Here is a 17947-nt window from a genome sequence, read left to right as displayed (position 1 = left end):
TTTGTATAAGACACTGTTTTATACAATTCGCAATCTGCCCATTGATAACACACGTTCCGAAAAGCCCATGCAGATTGTTCGTGACTTTGAGGGTATGATTCATGTTGCGGGAGCTCCCGACCCGATTGAGTGGCTTGTGGGGCGAGAGGTGATATTCGACGATACGGAGAAGTCGACTGTCGCTGAACTCGCGGCTCACCTGCTATACTGGTCGACACTCTACGACTTCAAGACGCAGACTCGTTATCATAAAGACTGCCAGAAATATTTCGAGGAAGAATTCGCTTGCGATTACGTAGAAAATCCAGGAAAAGATCTGAGCCTGAAACGAAAGGCTTGTTATTATTGGAAAGACGCAATTGCCAACGATTCGGCGATTGACTGGATTTACATTCTCGACATTCTCCGCAAGCGGATTGAATACCACATTGGCTACCACCGATATACCGACCGGTTCACTAACAGCAGGCTCTATGTATCACGCATGGAGCTCTGTTGCCGTCTGCTCGAATTGGCTTCAGATAACGATGGTATAGAGGGCATATACGTAAACATCCACAATGCCTCCCGATATATAGGACGTATTTTCAGTCAGTATGATTTCGATAAAATAGGCAAAGACAAAGATGACAATCTCAAGGTACTTCGTTTATCAGTTCTTCGCCGGGCCAAAGCCTACAAAATCCTCTGGAAGTTCCTTGACCACAACCTCACCTATTGGTGGGACTAATCAAAAAAAACTATGTTTAGAGTTGTAGCATTAGGCTATCGTGCCGGGATGATTGTAGACCGGCTCAGAGCCAAGAAGAATTTTGATGACATCCGGTTTGTGTACTGCAACACGGACAGTAGCCTGTTGAAAGCATGCGGCAAGGAGGAGGATGAACACATCCTCCTGACCGACATTGCGCAGTGTCGCGAGGCTATTCATGACGATAATGAGCTTATGGCAGTTCTGGTAACCTGCCTTGGCGATTATATATCAGGATACAGCTCTTGGGAATATTCCTCAGAAATAATGTCAGAGCTATGGAATTATGCCGACCATTCATATTGTATTACATCACTTCCCTTTTGGGCTGGGCGTCAGAGACCTGCAGCTATTGAAATGTTCAAAAAAATAACTTACTGGAGCGACATCACCGTACTTCAAGATGACCTGAAAGATCCTTGCAATTTTTGTCTCAATCTATACTGTGGAATGGTCCGCTTCCTTGATTTATTATTGAGTCATCCGCAAAAAGGACGCAGTTCGGAACTTGGCGATCTTCCCTTTGGTGTCTGGGCAACAGAAAAACAGTTGTTGACGGCACTAAATGCGATGTATTCCAATAATATGCCTGAATACTACGAAGCCGGAACATTCTCATTTCATAAAAGCACACATGAATAGAGACAATCTGAAACATCGGCTCGCTGAGGTCGAATCGAAAATCAGAGCCATCGCAGGCGTTGACATCGACCATTCTGACAGTTGGACTTCATGCCTGGAGAAACGGGAGAAGGTAGGCTCGTTGCTCGATTCGCGGCGGGAGATTCTAAACGAAATGTTCCTTCCCTCAGATGAGAATGTGTTCAGATTCAAAGCTGTGAACGAGCGATTATTCACATTGACCCGCCAATTGCATGACCGCGTCAAGGCTCTGGAATCCCGACTGCCGCTCGTAATGGATTGCCCCGAATTTGACGACGACTATGAGCTGGAAGGAACACTTCGCTATTGTTTCAACAGCGATGATTCAGTGCTGAAACTTGAAGATGATTGCGAATATGGCTCTGATTTTACGTTGATGATAAAGCTTATTGCCGACCTTGGGGATGGCACTGTCGAGGAAAATATCGAATGCGTACATTGCTCTTCAACGCCCCTCGACGACGGACAAAGCTGGAACGAGTATCCTTTTTCAGGACGGCGCGAGTTTGCCGACATCATAATATGCCATACCGTACATCAGCTCACCGACCATCAGCTCTATTCCATCCCCGACCTTATCCGCCTGAACGACTTCTGGGCAGAAGCCAAACTGACTATCCAAAGCATTACCGAGCAGGACGGCACCCGCTTTATACCTAATTAATTTTTATTGATTTTGCCATGACTGTAAAAGAACTATTTCAATCATTGGAGCTCAAGGATATCATTGAGCCGATGAAGAAGAAATATCCTGATGCGCTTCTGCCATTGTCGGAATACAAGGAGAATTATGATATTATCCTTAACACCGTGTTTTCGGGCGAAGGCGGCACGATAACGTTCCGCCCTGATGGCAACTCTAATGCCTATATGACAGAGGGAGACCGATATTTCAATATTGTCGGCATGGAGGTAGTACTCCCCGACAACGGAGCGGTTACCACCGCAGAGGCGGCAGCCGAGATTCTATGGTGTTCCGCGCCCTTCGGACGTTATGGCGAAATCGACTGGGGAGACGTGGCAGATTGGCCCGAGGAGTTCGAGCCTGGCGAGCCACGGTGGGAGCTTGCACTGCTCGAAGCAAAAATCGGCCCTTTGCCCGAACGGACTAAACAGTCGTTATTGTCTTCATCATCCATTGAGAAAGTATACTATGAATCTCAGACTTATGGGAAGTCAGGCCGCATTGAGTACATTGCAGACCTGTTGCTCAACCCATTATATAATAGCAAGAAATATTTGGGGCCCAGCAAGAAACAGGAATGTATATGCGTGCTCTACACCACACCCGAACACCCATGCACCACAGCCGAACAAAGCCGAATCATTGAAATCATCGGCAAATACTTCGGCTCGACGCCATGGCAGCTTTTCACCCGCCAGTGTAAAGGCCTTGCCCACGAGGCAGAACTAGATATCACTTACATAACCGACTGTGAATAATCCATCTATCTGCTCTGAAAATATTCTGCTGTGAGCCCCATTAGGAATGGGCAGTTAATGCTTTTCTGATTTCCTCTTAATTATCGTTATAAAATACAAAAAAAGCAAGGACTTAATCTTGATATTTGCCCGTTTGCAGGGCGAAAATCTCTTTCTGATGCTCGATTTCTGCGGTTAATTCTTCCTTTGTCGGGAGATATGTCAGATATTTGGCAGCGTAGAGTTGTTTGCTGTCCTTGAGAATTGAATATCGTGCTAAGTCTTTGCTTGTTTCCGAGCAAAGGAGCAATCCGATTGTAGGATTATCGCCTTCCGAGCATTTCAACTCATCGTACATACGGATATACATATCCATTTGCCCCACATCCTCGTAGGATATTTGAGAGCTTTTTAAGTCTATGAGCAGAAAACATTTAAGGATATAGTTGTAAAATACAAGATCAATGTAATACTCGCCCATGTCAGTCTTTATCCTCTGCTGACGCGCAACAAAAGCAAACCCTTTGCCAAGTTCGAGGATAAACTTCTGGAGATGGTCGATAATCGCAGATTCAAGATTGGTTTCAGAATATGCGGCATCTTGTGAAAAGCCCAAAAACTCTGCCACGACCGGATTTCGCAGGAATTTATGTCGGTCTTTCTGATAATCTGCTGTAAGTCGTTTCATCTCATCAATGACTTCTCCACGTTTTGATTCCGGTGTCTGAAGCAGACGATTATAATATTGAGAGCCGATGTTGCGGTTGAGTGTACGGACACTCCAGCTCTCTTCTGCAGCTTCCCTCATGTACCAATCACGTTCATCTTCATTCTTGATTCTCATCAGCCGTTCATAATGTGACCAAGACAAATTGGAGGGGAGCATTTTTGTTAACTCCAATTCGGCAGACACTGACTGCCCTTTTATGGTAAGGTCGTTCCCGGATTGGGCAGACGGTGTCTGCCCAATTAGCAAGTTGTTGAATGTCAAATAGAACTTTCTGAAACTCTTTATATTTACAACAGAATATCCCTTTCCGAACTCTGCCGTTAGAGCCTCGGATGCAAGCTCAACAATGTGCTTCCCGTATTGAGCCCTTTCCTGTCCATGTTGCTCTTGTTCAACAATGCGTCTGCCGACAAGCCAGTTAGCAGCGACTTGAAAGAGGTCGGCGGCCTGATATGCCTTTTGTTTGGCGGTATATACTATCGCCTTTATATCACTGATAAACTGAGCGTCATCAGCGTTGATATTGTCGTATTTATTCAGCTCGGATTTCATTTTGCAAAGTTACGAATTTTATTGGGAATCAGGGCTATTATCCGAGAATGTTAACGAGGACAAAAATCAACCGAAAAACTACCTCTCATTTTCGTCTGACATGTCATTGCAGCCCACATCTCATGTAAAATACCCATACATACCATTTCCAAATCTCTGTTTTTTTGAGATTTGGAAGCATGACGCATTACACCAACCTATAAATCACATCTAAGACAGATACATCACACTTCCAAATCTACTTTTTTTACACCACTTTTGGAAACGTGATGGCAGATTTGGATAGCGGCAATCGTGATTATCCATCTCTTTATAGACTGTATATGAGGTGCACGAGAGTGCCAAATCGCATGTTTTTTACACACATTTGGCACCGTAGTGGATAATAGGAGTAAGATTGGTTTGGTTCGGGCTATATATACGCCCGATGAACTAAACCAACCATATATGGGCTGATGAAAATAAAATCATAATCAGATCTCTAACATAATTACATGTTGCAATTGACAATGAGTATAACTAACTATTTTGCAAAGCTATCCATTATAATTCTTTTATAATTCTGTCGCAAATATTGCTTAAATTTGCGACAAAACCAGACTTAAGAGACTCTACAATGTTCGTTATTTACTTACATCAGACGGCCAAATCTCATAATTCTATACCACATTTGGCATATTGATGTAAGTAGGCTGGGTATTTTTTTCCGTTTTGCTTTTTCATCAGGTTATTGTTAATTCATAGTCAATCCTTCCATATCTCACGGATTTTTCGTAAATTTGCAGTCTGAAACCCAACAAATCAGTATGATAGCTAAAGAAGATGTGTTGGACTTGTTGAAGTCCACAGAATCATATCGAGTGGAACGCACGACGAGTACAGGCAACATGGACAAGTTCTGTGAGGCCATTTGTGCGTTTGCCAATGATATGCCTGCTTCCAGAAAAAATGGCTATCTGATTATTGGAGCGAAAGATGACGGATCTATCGCGGGAATGAAGGTGGATGATGCTCTGCTGAAAAAGATTGCCGGAATACGTTCTGACGGCAATATACTTCCTTTGCCGACAATGTCCGTTGAACGGTTCTCTTATCCCGAAGGTGATTTGTTGGTTGCTGAGGTTCATCCATCTGACTTACCACCTGTTCGCTATCGAGGCAGAGTATTTATCCGAATCGGTCCGAGACGCGACATCGCTACCGAAGCTGAGGAAAGAATACTTGCTGAACGTCGTTGCTCATTCATGGCGACCTTTGATGCTACACCTTGTCTCAGTGCCAAACTGGAAGATTTAGATCTCGAATACATCAAGATCAACTATCTCCCGATGGCATTTGATGAGGAGACTCTTGCGAACGACAAGCGCGACATAAAGGAACAACTTGCCTCTATCCATTTATATGATCGAGACAATGACTGTCCTACATACGCCGGAATAATTCTTTTCGGTAAAAATCCCAAGTATTTTCTTCTGGGTAATTATGTGCAATTCGTGCGTTTTGCAGGAAAAGACAAAGGTGGAGACATTCTCAATGAACGTCAGTTTGCAGGCCCTCTATATAAGATGTTGCCGTCGCTGGAATCCTTTGTTCGTGACGGCATAATAACCCAGCGACCTATACCGGAAACTCTGTTCCGGGAAAGGACTGTCTGGAATTATCCGGAAGGAGCAATCCGCGAATTGCTGATGAACGCCTGTATGCATAGGGACTATCAAGCCAATATGCCAATTCGGTTGTATCAGTTTGATGACTATATCGAAGTTATGAATGCCGGAGGTCTTTATGGCGAAGCTCGTCCGGAGAACTTTCCATCGGTCAATGACTATCGTAATCCTCTTGTGGCAGAAGCCATGAGAGTGATGAAGTATGTCAACAAATTCAACCGAGGAGTTACCCGTGTGCAAGAGATGTTGAAAGATAACGGCAATCCTCCCGCCGAATTTGATGTGAATACCATGACGGCATTTCGAGTCAATATCCATGCCACAAACGAGTCTGATTTTTCGAAGGGCACAAGTCAAACAGCCAAAACAATTGAGGAAAAAATCATTGAGTTCTGTAATGAGCCACGTTCATTAGCAGAAATAATGGCTTATTTAGGATATAAAGACAGAGGAAAATTCAAAAGTTCATATATAAACCCCCTGCTTAATAATGTCTTGGCAATGACTAATCCAGATAAACCTAATAGTCGGAATCAAAAATATTATTTGAAGGATACAGAAATTTAACTTGTTGCCTGACTTATGTCTTAGGCGACAAGTTAGGCAACAAGTTAATATCTTATACAGGATGTATTTTCATTAGTTCATAGGTGGTTCGCTCATTCCCATTGTGGTAAATCGTCGTAAACTTCATCAGTGTTACCATGCATTCTTCGTTAGAAAAATCACGATTGTATTGAGCAATTTCATCTTGAGTTAAGTCGGCAGATATATCTCCATTAATCTTCATACCAAACGGAGTACTTATTTCAAATTTTCCTGTGTCTATTAAAGCACCCTTAAAAAAAGCCTTCTCAGTAACCTCTTCTTCGTTACAAATAGTAGAAGATACTCTTGAATAGCTCCTTTTTACTTGCGTAGATGAAAGTTCAATATATTCACTACCTGATTCTATTTTTAAAATTGAATTATTATTAGAAACTTCCTTAAAGAAAGAATTAAGGAATCCCAACCCACGGGCTGGAAGCGATTGAATTCTTTGTTCGAAGGTCTCGTCACTGTTGGAGATATCATTAATTATGTCTATAACTGGATATTCTCAACAAATTGACCCCCTATGGATTATTTAAATTGACCCCCATTGATAACCTGTGATTTTTGGACAGTTTTTACAGGGGTTGACAATAGGGTCTGGGGGATTCTGATGGCGTGTTGATAATTAAGATTTATTTACAAAAATAATCATTTGATTTTATTCTGCAACTTGCGGATGGACTCTCCGAAGAGCTCTATCCTTATCGAGTGGTGCACGATCCTGTCGAGGATCGCATCGGCGATCGTCTTCTCTCCGATCACGTCATGCCAGTCGCATACGGGAACCTGGGAGGTGATGATGGTGGCCCGTCGTCCGTGCCGGTCCTCGATTATGTCCATCAGTGAGGATCGCGCGGCGGCATCGAAGGGATGTATGCCGAAGTCATCAAGGATGAGAAGGTCGGTACGCTCGATCCTTTTCAGTTCGGTAAGAATCGTGCCTTTTGCCTTTGCGGCCTTCAGCTGGCCCATCAGGCGTGCTGTGCTGGCGTATAGCACGCGCATCCCTTTCTGGCATGCCCGGTAGCCCAGAGCGGTTGCTATGTAGCTTTTGCCGGTGCCGGCACTGCCGGTGATGAAGATGTCGCGTGGCTCGGTGACGAAGGTCATCTCGGAGAGCCGCATCAGCAGGTTCCGGTCAAGGCCGCGCTCAAGGGAGTAGTCTATCTCCTCGATTGAGGCGCGGTAACGGAACGAGGCCTGTTTCTGCAGGCGCTGTATAAGCCGGTTGGTGCGGTCGTCCCATTCATTTTCCACGAGCCACGCCACGAACTGGTCTGTTGTCATGCCTTCGCTTTTGAACGATTCCATTGATGTGCGGAAGGCCGCGTGCATGCCCAGCAGCCGCATCTGCGACATCCGGGCGAGTGTCTGTTGGTTCATTTCCATTGTTGTATGTATTGTTGGATTGATATGTTACCTGAAGTATTCCTTCCCGCGTATGTTTGCATGCCGGGGCATCTGGGCGCTCTCCTCGCACTCTTGACCGGGAAGGGTGTCGTCATCGAGGCAGTCATGACGGCTGCGCAGTATCGAGTCGACGGCGCTGTAGTTGTAGAGTCCGGAGGATGCGGCCCTGCGGCAGGCCCTGACCAGGCGGTCGTTGCCGACCCTGGATGCGAACGACAGTATGCCCTTGCAGGATTTGTAGGCCTGTTCGGGATGGGTCTTTGACTCTATGACATGCCGCAGGAAGTCCTCTACGTCGGCATGTATGCGTGCCCCCTGCCTCAGGAAGCCCTCGACGCTCCATCCGCTCAGGTCCCGGTGGGCCGAGGCAAGGTGATTCGGCTCCGTGGTATACCCGTACGGGCGCCATCCTCTGGGATGTACGGCCACGCGGTCTCCGCCGCAGTATATCTCAACCGTACGTGAGTCATACAGTATGTTGACCTTGCGGCCGATAAGACGGTGGGGCACGCTGTAGTAGTGGCGGTCAAGGCGTACGTGCCCGTTGCGCTGTACCGTGGCGGTATGCCGTTCCTTCAGCTCGAACCTTATGGGATTTAACGGGCGCAGGTACATGCGCTCCAGATCCTCGAACTGCTCGCGGCGGCTGTAAGGGCGTCCGCTCATGCGGGCGTTGTTGTGAAGCTCCAGCGCCGTACGGATAGCGGCGTTCAGCGACACAAGATCATGATGAGTGCGCTGTCGCACCAACGGGTAGATGCTGCGGTAGATGAGCTTGACGGCGCCCTCCACCAGGGCCTTGTCGCGCGGCTTGCGCACGCGTGCCGGTATGACTGCGCAACCGTGATGCTCGGCGAAGGCCGCGTAATCCTCATTGAGCTCCGCCTCGTAACGGCTTGCCTTCTTTACGGCAGCCTTGAGATTGTCTGGCACGATGGCCGCCGGTGCCCCGCCATAAAAATGAAGCGCATTCTCACAGCACCGTATGAAGTCCTCCTTGCGCTGGCTCATCACGGCCTCAACATATGTAAGCTGTGAGCAAGGCAGTATGGCCACGAACACCTCCACGGCGATGATCCCGCCGCTGTCACGGTCGACCAGCTCCAGACGGTCGCCTGCGTAATCGACATACATCTTGTCGCCGGCCTTGTGTTCCAGATGCGCTATAGGGTGCATCTGCGCCACATACAGACGCATCAGACGGCTGAACGTCGACCGGGAATAGCCTCCCGGGTGACTCCCGATATAGTCGTCATACAGCTTCTGCCGCGTCATACCTCTCTTTTTCAGACGTCTGACATAATCAGGCATAAGTCCCATAAGCTCCTGATGGCGGCTTGACACGGGTTCCGAACCGACCGCTCTCACTCCGAAAATCTCATTCAGATCCGGATCCTCCAGTTTCAGAAGATCCTCGATGCCACGGTTCAGCTCCATAAACCGCCGGAGGTATTTACGCACCGTGTTGCGCGCTATGCCCGTCAGGTTGCTGATACTCTTGGCTCCGTTGCCGTTGGCGTGGCATCGGAGCACCTGTCTTAATTTGTTCATGCTCAGTTTTCGATTTGCCATCAGTCGTATGTTTAATATTATTTAACATACAATATAGCTCAAGTAACTATTCAGCGAATCGAACACAATCAGCTCGGTCAGCAACAATTTTAGAATAATTCTCTGAGTATCATCAAAATAATAGTGGTTTTGTTTGTGTATGTCAGATAAAATTGCTATCTTTGTATCTGTGAAACAACAGGTTAACGACATAAATTCAACTTTGGCAGGGCTATTGTCTGAGCTGAAGGAGTTACGGGGAACTATTGATTCCCTGTATGCCGAAAATCGGTCGCTTAACCGAAATATAGATAAACTACTTAAGGAAAACCTTGAGCTACGCAAGCGGCTGGAGAAGTATGAACAGCTGCCGAAGAACTCCGGCAACAGCAGTACTCCGCCATCGAAAGAACCGATAAAGGCTGAGGTGGAACGCAGAACGAAATCATTGCGGAAGAAATCAGAAAGACCTGTCGGCGGTCAATCCGGGCATGAAGGAACGACACGCAAAAAGGTGGAGATGCCTGACGAAATCCAGGAAGTGTCATCCCGATATTGCAGTGAGTGCGGGCGCGATTTGTCGGGTGTTGAAGGTGAGCTTGATTATGTCAGCCAAGAGATAGACATGCCTCAGATACAGCCAATCTATCGTGAACGCAGATTTTATAAAAAGGTCTGTAGCTGCGGATGTTGCAATCGTGATTATGCACCGCGCCGCAGAGGCGGCAATGCGATTGTATTCGGCAAAAACATACGTGCCATTGCGACCTATCTGAGTGTGGTGCAATGCATGCCTTACGAACGGTTGCAGTCGCTGTTTGAGACAATGTTCAATGTCAGAATCAGTCAGGGAACGCTGGCCAATATCGTCCGTGAGATGCTTGAAAGATCCCGTCCTGCCATTGCCTTGATAGAACGTATGATAAAGGCATCCGCAGTAGTGGGCTTCGATGAATCGGGATGTTACACCAATGGGAAACTCAACTGGTCATGGATTGCGCAGACAACGTATCTGACTCTAGTGTTCCGTGGAGCCGGCCGTGGCGCCAAGGTCCTTGAGGAGCGCTTCGGCGACTCACTGAAGAATATGGTCGCGGTGACAGACCGCCACAGCGCGTACTTCGCCATTGACTTCCTCAACAATCAGATATGTCTGGCTCATCTGCTGAGGAATCTCGAATATCTCAATGATATAGACAAGAAACAGACTTGGGCAAAAGATGTGCAGACACTGTTGCGGGAAGCCATACACCTGAGGAATGAGAACCCCGATGAGGTAATCCCTAAAAACAGTTGGCTGACGAGGCTGGATGAGTTACTCAAAAAGAACCTTGACAGTCTGCGCAAAGAGTTTAATGAGTTGAAACGGGGAATAATCAGATGTCGGGATTACATATTCAACTTCCTTGAGAATCCGGCCATACCATCTGACAACAACGCATCGGAACGAGGAATCCGAAAACTCAAGGTCAAGCAGAAAATATCCGGATGCTTCCGTTCAGAAACCGGTGCCGATGCCTTTCATGCGCTACATTCTATCGCAGACACAGCATGGAAGAACGGGCAATCCCCTCTCGATGCTATATTGGCGCTCGTCTAAACTGACGGGCTATATCTTCGCATCCTTTGTTTTCGCTGAATAGTTACTAGCTCAAAAACTCCTTTTGCCAACTCCCGTAAAGTCTTTTTCCGGGGGGTAATTTGCTTGACCGGACGGGGGTCAATTTAAATAATCCATAGGGGGTCAATTTGTTGAGAATATCCACCGAACTAACAAATGCTAACTTTGGCTATCGGCAGGAATTGTGGTTTGTGCTAAATCTTTCTAAATCAAGATTTTATAAAATTGCTAACACTTGCACATCAGTCACTTACGGACATAAAAAAAGGGCCACTTTTCAGTGACCCTTTAGTGATCCGCCTGGAATCGGTATTTCTTAACGCCTTAACAATGATTATCAGAGACTTACGCTTAATCTATTTTTACTACTCACGTAGATATCACGTCTCAAAATCAATGTTCTTCCGTGGATTTCCATATCCAACGGTGCAAAGTTACAAACATTTCCCTAAACTGCCAAACAGTAGGCGTTTATATTTGAAATTTTTATCATTTCTTGTGATTTCTGCCTTTTCCGGCAAGTGTCCGGTGTTGGGTCCTGCATTTACAAGTATATCATTCTTTGGAATTGCATGGGCGATTTGATTTTATAGAATCTCCCTCTCTATAATTTGTAGTTTTGCTTGTGAGGGTTCTTCGTAAGCGTTGCAGGCAGCAAGGTAGTTTTTCAACTCTGTGAAGTCTGTGCCATAGAGGTTGTCGCTGAACTGGTGGAGCTTGGTCATTACGTTGATATACGCCATCGGGTCTTTGTGACGGGTAAGTTTGCGCAATGCCAGAATATAATCCTCGCGGAAAACTGTCGGCACGATTATACGCGACTGGTCAGCACGTACAAGTTCGGCATTCATCATCACACGGGCGACACGTCCATTACCATCATTGAACGGATGCACCTCGCTTATCATGAACATCATGAATATAGCACGGGCGAACGGGTCGGTCAATGCAGCATAATATTTGAAGCCTTGTGATAAAGTGCCTTTTACAAGCTGATAATCCACGAACTCTGTCATCCCGGCGCGATTGTTTTTTATTTTGAAAATACCGGGATTCATATGCGGTCGTCCTTCAAGCAGTATGCTGTGGCGGTGACTGAGAATTGCAAACAACTCCTTGGGTGATGTCGGTGTTTTCATCATCTCGGCGCGGTTTGACAGCACCTTGAATGTGCCGAGAATGTCATGCGAATCCTCATCACGTCGCGGCATAGGAATACCGGAGTCAACAATCGCCTTAGCCTCGTCCACCTCAAACTCCGTCCCCTCGATATAGTTGGAAAAATAACTCTCGAAGAATGAGAATAGGCGGAAGGATTCTTCATCGGTGTTGCGGTTGTTGCGGATAGCGAAATAACGGTCTTTAATTGCGTCAAACAGGACTTCAAACAGCTCCACTCTTGTTTTGTCGAAAGGATTGCCGGCGGCAAGAGCCTTCGCCGAGTCGGTTGACAGCACTTTCGAATCGTGTGTCGAAAGCAGTGCCGATATGATATTATTTATCTTGGCAAATTCGTTCTGCATACCCAATTCCTCGGCGACAGAGCTCAATTCATCTCGATACTCATTCAGGCGGTCTTCACCTCCCGTCAGCAGTATCTGTTCCAGCTTGTTTTCAATAACACTTGTTGGCAAAATACGCGACTCGTCGCCTGACTTTCTCGACACCTGCATATTCTCCAGCATATAGCGGTATTCGCCGGATATGTGCATACCCATAAACGGAATATCGCGTGAAGTCGCTTTCGGACCTTTGACAAAGTTAAGCGTGATACCCGGCAGGTCGGTCACTCGCCTTGTTGTGGAATTGGTGAGGAAGAAATCTCCCGTCGCTGTCGGGCGCATCTCCTTCGCGCTGCGATGGCTTATGAGAGCATCCGGATAACGATACACCAGAATATCCATAAGGTTACGGCGCACGATATTCTCCAGACTGTCTATTAGATTGGTTGTATAGATTCGTGGCGCGACCTTACGCAGCTCACCATTCTTTTCCTTCTTGCTGAGCACACGGGAAATATTCGGATCAGACGAACCGAATATAATCTCTTTTTGGGTGTCAACTTTAACTGCCATACAAAAAATCACGATTAAGAGAATACAAAGGTACAAATTTTTGCGATTATAACCGCGATTTCTACAAAAAACTGCGATTATGGACGACCTAAACGTTATTGGACGCCTTTTCCGCCTTTAACAGACGGTTTATTGTTGTGGCGACACATCCGTTAAGGAATTGCGTCACCTCCTTATCATCTTTGAGGTAGATTCTGAGGTCGTGAAGAAGTGCATCAAGTGCGTTCTTGCGTAGCTGTTTCAAATCTCCGTCAACCGGTATCTGCCGACAGGTCTGCCAATAATCCGTAACGAAGTTGACCATTATATCTTTCAGCAACTCTTTGACATCTTTCGGCTGTTTCTTGAAGCTTTGCCGGGCGACAAATTCCGTCTCACCCTCAAATATGGGGCACTCGTTGACAGTGTCATACTGCGGGCCATACTGAAGGTAATCCTCAAACATACCGTGATTGACTTCGACCTCGACATACTCGGTCGGAGGTTGCGGCTTATGTTTCTTTTTCTTTGCCATACACAATCCATTTAGTTGTAATGTAGCGCAAAGGCATCCTGATACGAAATTTCTGCGCGTGTCTGATGGTTCGCAATCCAAGCCTTTTCTTTATGGCTTGTCTCTGAGATTTCTCCGGCGTTCATGTCAGCGAACAATTTGCAGACAGTCTCAACCGTGGCTATTTCCTTTTCGTCCAAGGCCGAATAGTCCGCTTCGGCGTTAATCTCAAGCTGTATGCCGCTCTGTCCGCTCGGATAGACAAATTCCTCCATTGAGATACCGGACATAGTTCCATACACAGTGCCCCATGACTCCGGAACGGGGCCATATTGCAACGCTCGATATGACAGGCCGGTTATGCCATAGCCATGTCTTTTATAATGAATGAAATCGGCATAAAACATAAGTTTGTTCATTTTTGTGACAAATGTCGAGCCGATTTTGGAGATTAACAAATGTCCGACCGCTGCAACCTTTTCCATCGAGAGCGAGCGATAGCCACTGTAAACAGACGGTTGGTTTGTCATAGCGAAATCACCATTGGCGTCATCGACTTTCCTGCGGATACGGTTGTACTCCTGTTCCGTCATATCGGCTTTGGATGCCTCGATGAAGGACAAAAACACTGTTTTCTCCCTCGCTGCAATTATTGTGCGGGCATTGGAAATGCTTGGCACTTCACCGTCCTCATACATGCGATACTGATTTATGCCGAAACCGAGAATCTGTGCCATCTTCGCGGCTGAAATACCATAGTGCTTGCGTAGCCCGGCTATTTCATCCGGGAAAGGTATTCCATGCTTGGCACGATACTGGTTGTAAACCTGAAACAGATTGGCTTCGTCAAGTTCTGTAGTGGTCCACATTTCACCGTCCTCATCAATGATACCGGTATGTATATATGTAAACTCTTCCTTGCGGAAGGTTGCGGTTCTCTCTTCCTGAAAGAATTTCTCTCCACTTGACAATACATTACTTTCCATGAGCGTCATCTTTTAGAGAGTAAGACATCGGATGTTCGGCTTTGTGAAATGATATGCAGATAGTGTGTGAATTCGGTTTGCCGAGAGTAATCTTGATATACACTTCGTTTCCCCTGACATCCTTTCCAAATACCCACATTTCGCCTTGGCTGTTCAGCACATCCACGATGGGACCTTCGGAGTAATCATAGCAATCCAGCTGCATGATGATTTCCAGTCGCTGGCTTGGGGTTATTCCAAGTTCCAGCAGACTGTTCTGATTTTTTGACCTGTCATCACGAAAACGGATGCCGAAGATTTTAACCTTCAGGCTAAAATCTTCCAAGAATTTCTCGACTTGCTCCTTTGTTATCATATTGCAAAATTACGAACTATTTTCAAATAATACAACTTTACCGTTGTATTTGTTCGTTATACCGTACTAATTCCCCATGAAAACTATTTCCGGGACAATGCCGTCGGCGGTGTTTGGAGCGAGTCCGGCACTACCGCAGACCGCATTGTCCACGTATAAGAGCCGGCTGAACACCAAGTGAAGGATCGCCTGTGCAGGTTGCGCCACAAGTGTCGCTGTACCTGCTCCGTCTATTCCTTCGCTCCGTGTTCTTAACGCCCGCTCCACATCTGTACTACAGGTTTACACCTTATTATATTTAGAGAATTCCCATCTTAGTATGTCGGTCATTCAGTGTCTCCTTAAAGGCACTTGCGGCTCAATGTTTTCCCACGACAATCGCATATATCACAGTACGGAGAGTATATTCGCTCGGAATGGATAACGTGACGGAACGGGATATTCTTTGCCTTTCGGCTGAAAAAATCTCCAGACTTCCTGGTGGTCAGCTCGTATTTTTTAAGCCGTGAGGCGAACATCCCTCTGCTTCCGTCACGCCGTGGTGTTATCGAGCGAACATACTTCATACTGCGAAATAGACGCATTGAGGTTAAAAAAAATATCGCCTTATGACACTGAATAACCGACATATTAAAAAATCGAGCTTCACACCTTCGCCAGCTCATACCGCATTAAGACGGACTGCAAAGGTGGTGGCAATCATCATCGGAGCAGTGGTCGGGTTGGTGCTTATGGTGATACTCAAACCGATATGCCGAGGTATAGGCTGGGTTATATCCCTTATCTCCGCAGTGGTGATAATCTTTTGGTTACTTACACTTTAATACAATACTGATATGGCTACTATGAATTCCAAAGGAATAGGAGACTCCGCTTATAATAGACAAGCCGGAGCCAAATCCAACAACGCTGCAATCGCAGTTATGCAGCAGATGCTCCAAGAGCGTTGCATCGTAGAACCCACATTCGCTATCAAGATGGCGAACCCATCCAAGAGTATGGAAGGTGCAGTAAATCACCTTTGCAGGACTATCCAAAAGAGCGGTCTATGCGTCGTAGATGAGAAAACCGTTGAAAATATCCTCGTAGACTACTTTGATGAGGCGAATATCGAGGATGGCGGAACACCCATCAACTGCAACATCGTGGTATCCAAGCCGGAACTTACCGATGAGGATAAAGCCGAACTCAAAGAGCAGGCTATGGAGCAGTACAAGGATGAGCAACTCCGGGAACTCCGCAGACAATCTCAGCCGAAGGCTCAACCCAAGCCGACCCCCACCTCTCACAAAGCCGGAGCAGAGATTGACTCAATCCCCAACCTTTTTGATGAACTCTAAACACCCCAAGACAATGAAACCAAAGACTTTAAGAGAGAAGCATATAGTGGAACTGAACGGGCGACTTCGCCCGCTCTCCACTCCACAAACGAATTGGGCTCTCAACTCTACTATCAATCACTACGGATACAGACTGAAATCCGGAATGTGTACCTGCATGAAATGCGGTCACGAGTGGTTGGAAACAAGAAACGGAATGTGCCTATGTCCCGAGTGTGGCGCACAAATCGAAATCAAGGACACCAAAGAAAGAGTTATCCGAGACAAGTCCTATTTCAACGTAATCACCACTATGGAGGGTTATCAGGTAGTCAGAATGTTCCTGATGATGGTTGAAATGCGCAAGGGTATGAAGGCAAAGCCAGCCTTTCTTGAAATCGGCAGTTACTGGATTGACTGCACGGGTAATACCACCGTAGTGGGATTGCAGAGAACGTTGGGATACTACATAGACAGTTTCGCCTTTGGCTCTCCATTGGAGATAAGGCGTGATAACGATGCTTTCCGACACATATCCGATGAATGGGTTTACCCTCGCATCAAGGTAACTGACACCATCAAGCGCAACGGATTCAAAGGCAGTTGCCACCATATCCACCCCGTGACACTCTTCCAAGAATTGCTGACCAACCCCAAAGCCGAGACTCTGATGAAAGCCAACGAGATGGAATTGCTCCATTATCTATGTGGCAGTCCGTTTAACTCGGATGATGTTGATTACTATTGGAACACAATCAAGATAGCCAAGCGCAACGGATACAAGTTCAAGGATGTTGGATTGTGGTTCGACTACATCAAGATGTTGGAGCAGATGGGCAGAGACATCAATTCTCCCTCTCTGATAGCACCCCAAGACCTCAAAACTGCCCACGACATATATGTGGCAAAGGTCAACCGCCAGCGCATCAAGGAGCAGAGAGAGAAAGAACGTCAGCAAGCCATTGAGGACAAAGCCAAGTTTGAGGAACTCAAATCCCGCTATTTCGGAATGGCGATGACTGACGGGGAGATTGAAATTCACTCAATCGACACCATCGACGATTACTATAAAATCGGAGAAAGTCAATCTATTTGTTGCGGTACAGCCAAATATTTTCTCAAAGAGAATACGCTGACCCTCACCGCCTACATCGGCAACAAGCAGATAGCCACCATCGAAATCTCGCTTGACGACTACCACATAATCCAATGCCGGGCATTTGCCAACGGAATATGCGAGTACACCGAGCAGATAGCCGGTATCATCAACGCCAACAAGAAGATGATAGCAGAGCGCAAAAGAGCATAGCCAGTGCCATATCAGCGATGAAGGTGGCGGAGCATAAGACCTCCGTCACCCTCATTTTTGCTAAAAATTTCGGCCGCCCAAAGGCGGCGTTGTGCAGGTAATCGTTCCGAAATTCAGCTATTTTCGTAATTTTGCATTTAGAAACTCATCAAATTCAAAGCAATACAGGAATGATTAAAGCAGAAATAGCGAGTGAAATCGCAAAGACAACCGGCATTGACAAGGCTGCGGTTGTAACCGTTATCGAACAATTCATGACCGTTGTGAAGGACAGTCTCGCACACGGCGAAAACGTGTATCTCCGTGGCTTTGGCAGCTTTATCGTCAAGCGTAGAGCCGAGAAAACAGCCCGCAACATCAGCAAGAATACCACTATAGTAATTCCCGCCCATAACATCCCGGCATTCAAACCCGCCAAAGTATTCCTTGAAGAAGTAGCAAAATAATCA

The 17947-nt window shown here is 46.3% G+C and carries 17 protein-coding genes; 9 read left to right on the top strand and 8 right to left on the bottom strand.

Annotated features, from left to right (window positions below; all coding sequences use genetic code 11):
• Positions 1–67: 67 nt before the first annotated feature.
• From NF347_RS02805 to NF347_RS02790, 4 genes are read left to right on the top strand one after another with little or no spacing between them, the layout of a single operon-like run.
• Entirely contained in the window at positions 68–730 is a 663-nt protein-coding gene (locus tag NF347_RS02805; protein ID WP_133165599.1) for a hypothetical protein, read from the top strand.
• 12 nt (positions 731–742) lie between these two features.
• The gene (locus NF347_RS02800) at positions 743–1393 is read left to right on the top strand and encodes a hypothetical protein (RefSeq protein ID WP_133165598.1); all 651 of its coding nucleotides are present in this window, start codon (positions 743–745) and stop codon (positions 1391–1393) included.
• Positions 1386–2078 (top strand): hypothetical protein, encoded by a 693-nt coding sequence (locus tag NF347_RS02795; protein WP_107037000.1) that lies wholly within the window; start codon positions 1386–1388, stop codon positions 2076–2078. The genes NF347_RS02800 and NF347_RS02795 overlap by 8 nt, the downstream gene beginning before the upstream one ends.
• A 17-nt stretch (positions 2079–2095) precedes the next feature.
• Complete coding sequence (locus tag NF347_RS02790; protein ID WP_107036999.1) at positions 2096–2857, top strand: hypothetical protein; 762 nt, start codon at positions 2096–2098, stop codon at positions 2855–2857.
• A 112-nt stretch (positions 2858–2969) separates the two neighbouring features.
• Here the strand turns inward: NF347_RS02790 and NF347_RS02785 are convergent, their stop codons facing one another.
• Positions 2970–4118, bottom strand: coding sequence for a PDDEXK nuclease domain-containing protein (locus NF347_RS02785; protein WP_107036998.1), 1149 nt, complete (start codon positions 4116–4118; stop codon positions 2970–2972).
• 806 nt (positions 4119–4924) lie between these two features.
• Here NF347_RS02785 and NF347_RS02780 point away from each other — a divergent pair.
• Complete coding sequence (locus tag NF347_RS02780; RefSeq protein WP_107036997.1) at positions 4925–6352, top strand: RNA-binding domain-containing protein; 1428 nt, start codon at positions 4925–4927, stop codon at positions 6350–6352.
• Between the two features lie 52 nt (positions 6353–6404).
• Here the strand turns inward: NF347_RS02780 and NF347_RS02775 are convergent, their stop codons facing one another.
• The 3 genes from NF347_RS02775 to istA form a co-directional block, all read right to left on the bottom strand.
• The gene (locus tag NF347_RS02775; RefSeq protein WP_133165527.1) at positions 6405–6797 is read right to left on the bottom strand and encodes a hypothetical protein; all 393 of its coding nucleotides are present in this window, start codon (positions 6795–6797) and stop codon (positions 6405–6407) included.
• A gap of 230 nt (positions 6798–7027) precedes the next feature.
• A complete protein-coding gene (istB, locus tag NF347_RS02770) occupies positions 7028–7768 on the bottom strand; it encodes an IS21-like element helper ATPase IstB (RefSeq protein WP_289685785.1) in 741 nt (246 codons plus the stop codon).
• Positions 7769–7795: 27 nt separating this feature from the next.
• Positions 7796–9340 (bottom strand): IS21 family transposase, encoded by a 1545-nt coding sequence (istA, locus tag NF347_RS02765; protein WP_237613085.1) that lies wholly within the window; start codon positions 9338–9340, stop codon positions 7796–7798.
• A 190-nt stretch (positions 9341–9530) separates the two neighbouring features.
• Between istA and tnpC the strand changes: the two genes are divergently transcribed.
• Positions 9531–10940, top strand: a complete 1410-nt coding sequence (gene tnpC, locus NF347_RS02760) for an IS66 family transposase (protein ID WP_170067073.1) — start codon at positions 9531–9533, stop codon at positions 10938–10940.
• Between the two features lie 608 nt (positions 10941–11548).
• On the opposite strand, the gene NF347_RS02755 is transcribed toward tnpC, so the two are convergent.
• The 4 genes from NF347_RS02755 to NF347_RS02740 form a co-directional block, all read right to left on the bottom strand.
• The gene (locus NF347_RS02755; protein WP_123618607.1) at positions 11549–13036 is read right to left on the bottom strand and encodes a Fic family protein; all 1488 of its coding nucleotides are present in this window, start codon (positions 13034–13036) and stop codon (positions 11549–11551) included.
• A gap of 88 nt (positions 13037–13124) precedes the next feature.
• Complete coding sequence (locus NF347_RS02750; RefSeq protein ID WP_107037046.1) at positions 13125–13550, bottom strand: hypothetical protein; 426 nt, start codon at positions 13548–13550, stop codon at positions 13125–13127.
• Positions 13551–13561: 11 nt separating this feature from the next.
• Positions 13562–14515, bottom strand: coding sequence for a type II toxin-antitoxin system antitoxin SocA domain-containing protein (locus tag NF347_RS02745; protein ID WP_161553880.1), 954 nt, complete (start codon positions 14513–14515; stop codon positions 13562–13564).
• A complete protein-coding gene (locus tag NF347_RS02740; RefSeq protein WP_107037044.1) occupies positions 14505–14870 on the bottom strand; it encodes a type II toxin-antitoxin system MqsR family toxin in 366 nt (121 codons plus the stop codon). Before NF347_RS02740 ends, NF347_RS02745 begins: the two co-directional genes overlap by 11 nt.
• A gap of 836 nt (positions 14871–15706) precedes the next feature.
• Here NF347_RS02740 and NF347_RS02735 point away from each other — a divergent pair.
• The 3 genes from NF347_RS02735 to NF347_RS02725 all read left to right on the top strand — a co-directional run bounded on the left by NF347_RS02735 (position 15707) and on the right by NF347_RS02725 (position 17944).
• A complete protein-coding gene (locus NF347_RS02735) occupies positions 15707–16210 on the top strand; it encodes a PcfK-like family protein (protein WP_107681797.1) in 504 nt (167 codons plus the stop codon).
• A gap of 13 nt (positions 16211–16223) precedes the next feature.
• A complete protein-coding gene (locus NF347_RS02730; RefSeq protein WP_161553879.1) occupies positions 16224–17498 on the top strand; it encodes a PcfJ domain-containing protein in 1275 nt (424 codons plus the stop codon).
• A 152-nt stretch (positions 17499–17650) separates the two neighbouring features.
• Positions 17651–17944, top strand: a complete 294-nt coding sequence (locus NF347_RS02725) for an HU family DNA-binding protein (RefSeq protein WP_262497760.1) — start codon at positions 17651–17653, stop codon at positions 17942–17944.
• Positions 17945–17947 lie beyond the last annotated feature (3 nt).

The organism is Paramuribaculum intestinale, from assembly GCF_030759015.1.
Lineage (GTDB): Bacteria > Bacteroidota > Bacteroidia > Bacteroidales > Muribaculaceae > Paramuribaculum > Paramuribaculum intestinale.
This window is presented reverse-complemented; position numbering and strand designations above follow the sequence as displayed.

Coding starts and splice junctions, on each gene's coding strand:
- NF347_RS02800 (WP_133165598.1), top strand. CDS start 743: ATGTTTAGAGTTGTAGCATTAGGCTATCGTGCCGGGATGATTGTAGAC.
- NF347_RS02795 (WP_107037000.1), top strand. CDS start 1,386: ATGAATAGAGACAATCTGAAACATCGGCTCGCTGAGGTCGAATCGAAA.
- NF347_RS02750 (WP_107037046.1), bottom strand. CDS start 13,550: ATGGCAAAGAAAAAGAAACATAAGCCGCAACCTCCGACCGAGTATGTC.
- NF347_RS02730 (WP_161553879.1), top strand. CDS start 16,224: ATGAAACCAAAGACTTTAAGAGAGAAGCATATAGTGGAACTGAACGGG.
- istB (WP_289685785.1), bottom strand. CDS start 7,768: ATGGAAATGAACCAACAGACACTCGCCCGGATGTCGCAGATGCGGCTG.
- NF347_RS02735 (WP_107681797.1), top strand. CDS start 15,707: ATGGCTACTATGAATTCCAAAGGAATAGGAGACTCCGCTTATAATAGA.
- NF347_RS02790 (WP_107036999.1), top strand. CDS start 2,096: ATGACTGTAAAAGAACTATTTCAATCATTGGAGCTCAAGGATATCATT.
- NF347_RS02780 (WP_107036997.1), top strand. CDS start 4,925: ATGATAGCTAAAGAAGATGTGTTGGACTTGTTGAAGTCCACAGAATCA.
- NF347_RS02740 (WP_107037044.1), bottom strand. CDS start 14,870: ATGATAACAAAGGAGCAAGTCGAGAAATTCTTGGAAGATTTTAGCCTG.
- istA (WP_237613085.1), bottom strand. CDS start 9,340: ATGAACAAATTAAGACAGGTGCTCCGATGCCACGCCAACGGCAACGGA.
- NF347_RS02755 (WP_123618607.1), bottom strand. CDS start 13,036: ATGGCAGTTAAAGTTGACACCCAAAAAGAGATTATATTCGGTTCGTCT.
- NF347_RS02785 (WP_107036998.1), bottom strand. CDS start 4,118: ATGAAATCCGAGCTGAATAAATACGACAATATCAACGCTGATGACGCT.
- NF347_RS02745 (WP_161553880.1), bottom strand. CDS start 14,515: ATGGAAAGTAATGTATTGTCAAGTGGAGAGAAATTCTTTCAGGAAGAG.
- NF347_RS02805 (WP_133165599.1), top strand. CDS start 68: ATGCAGATTGTTCGTGACTTTGAGGGTATGATTCATGTTGCGGGAGCT.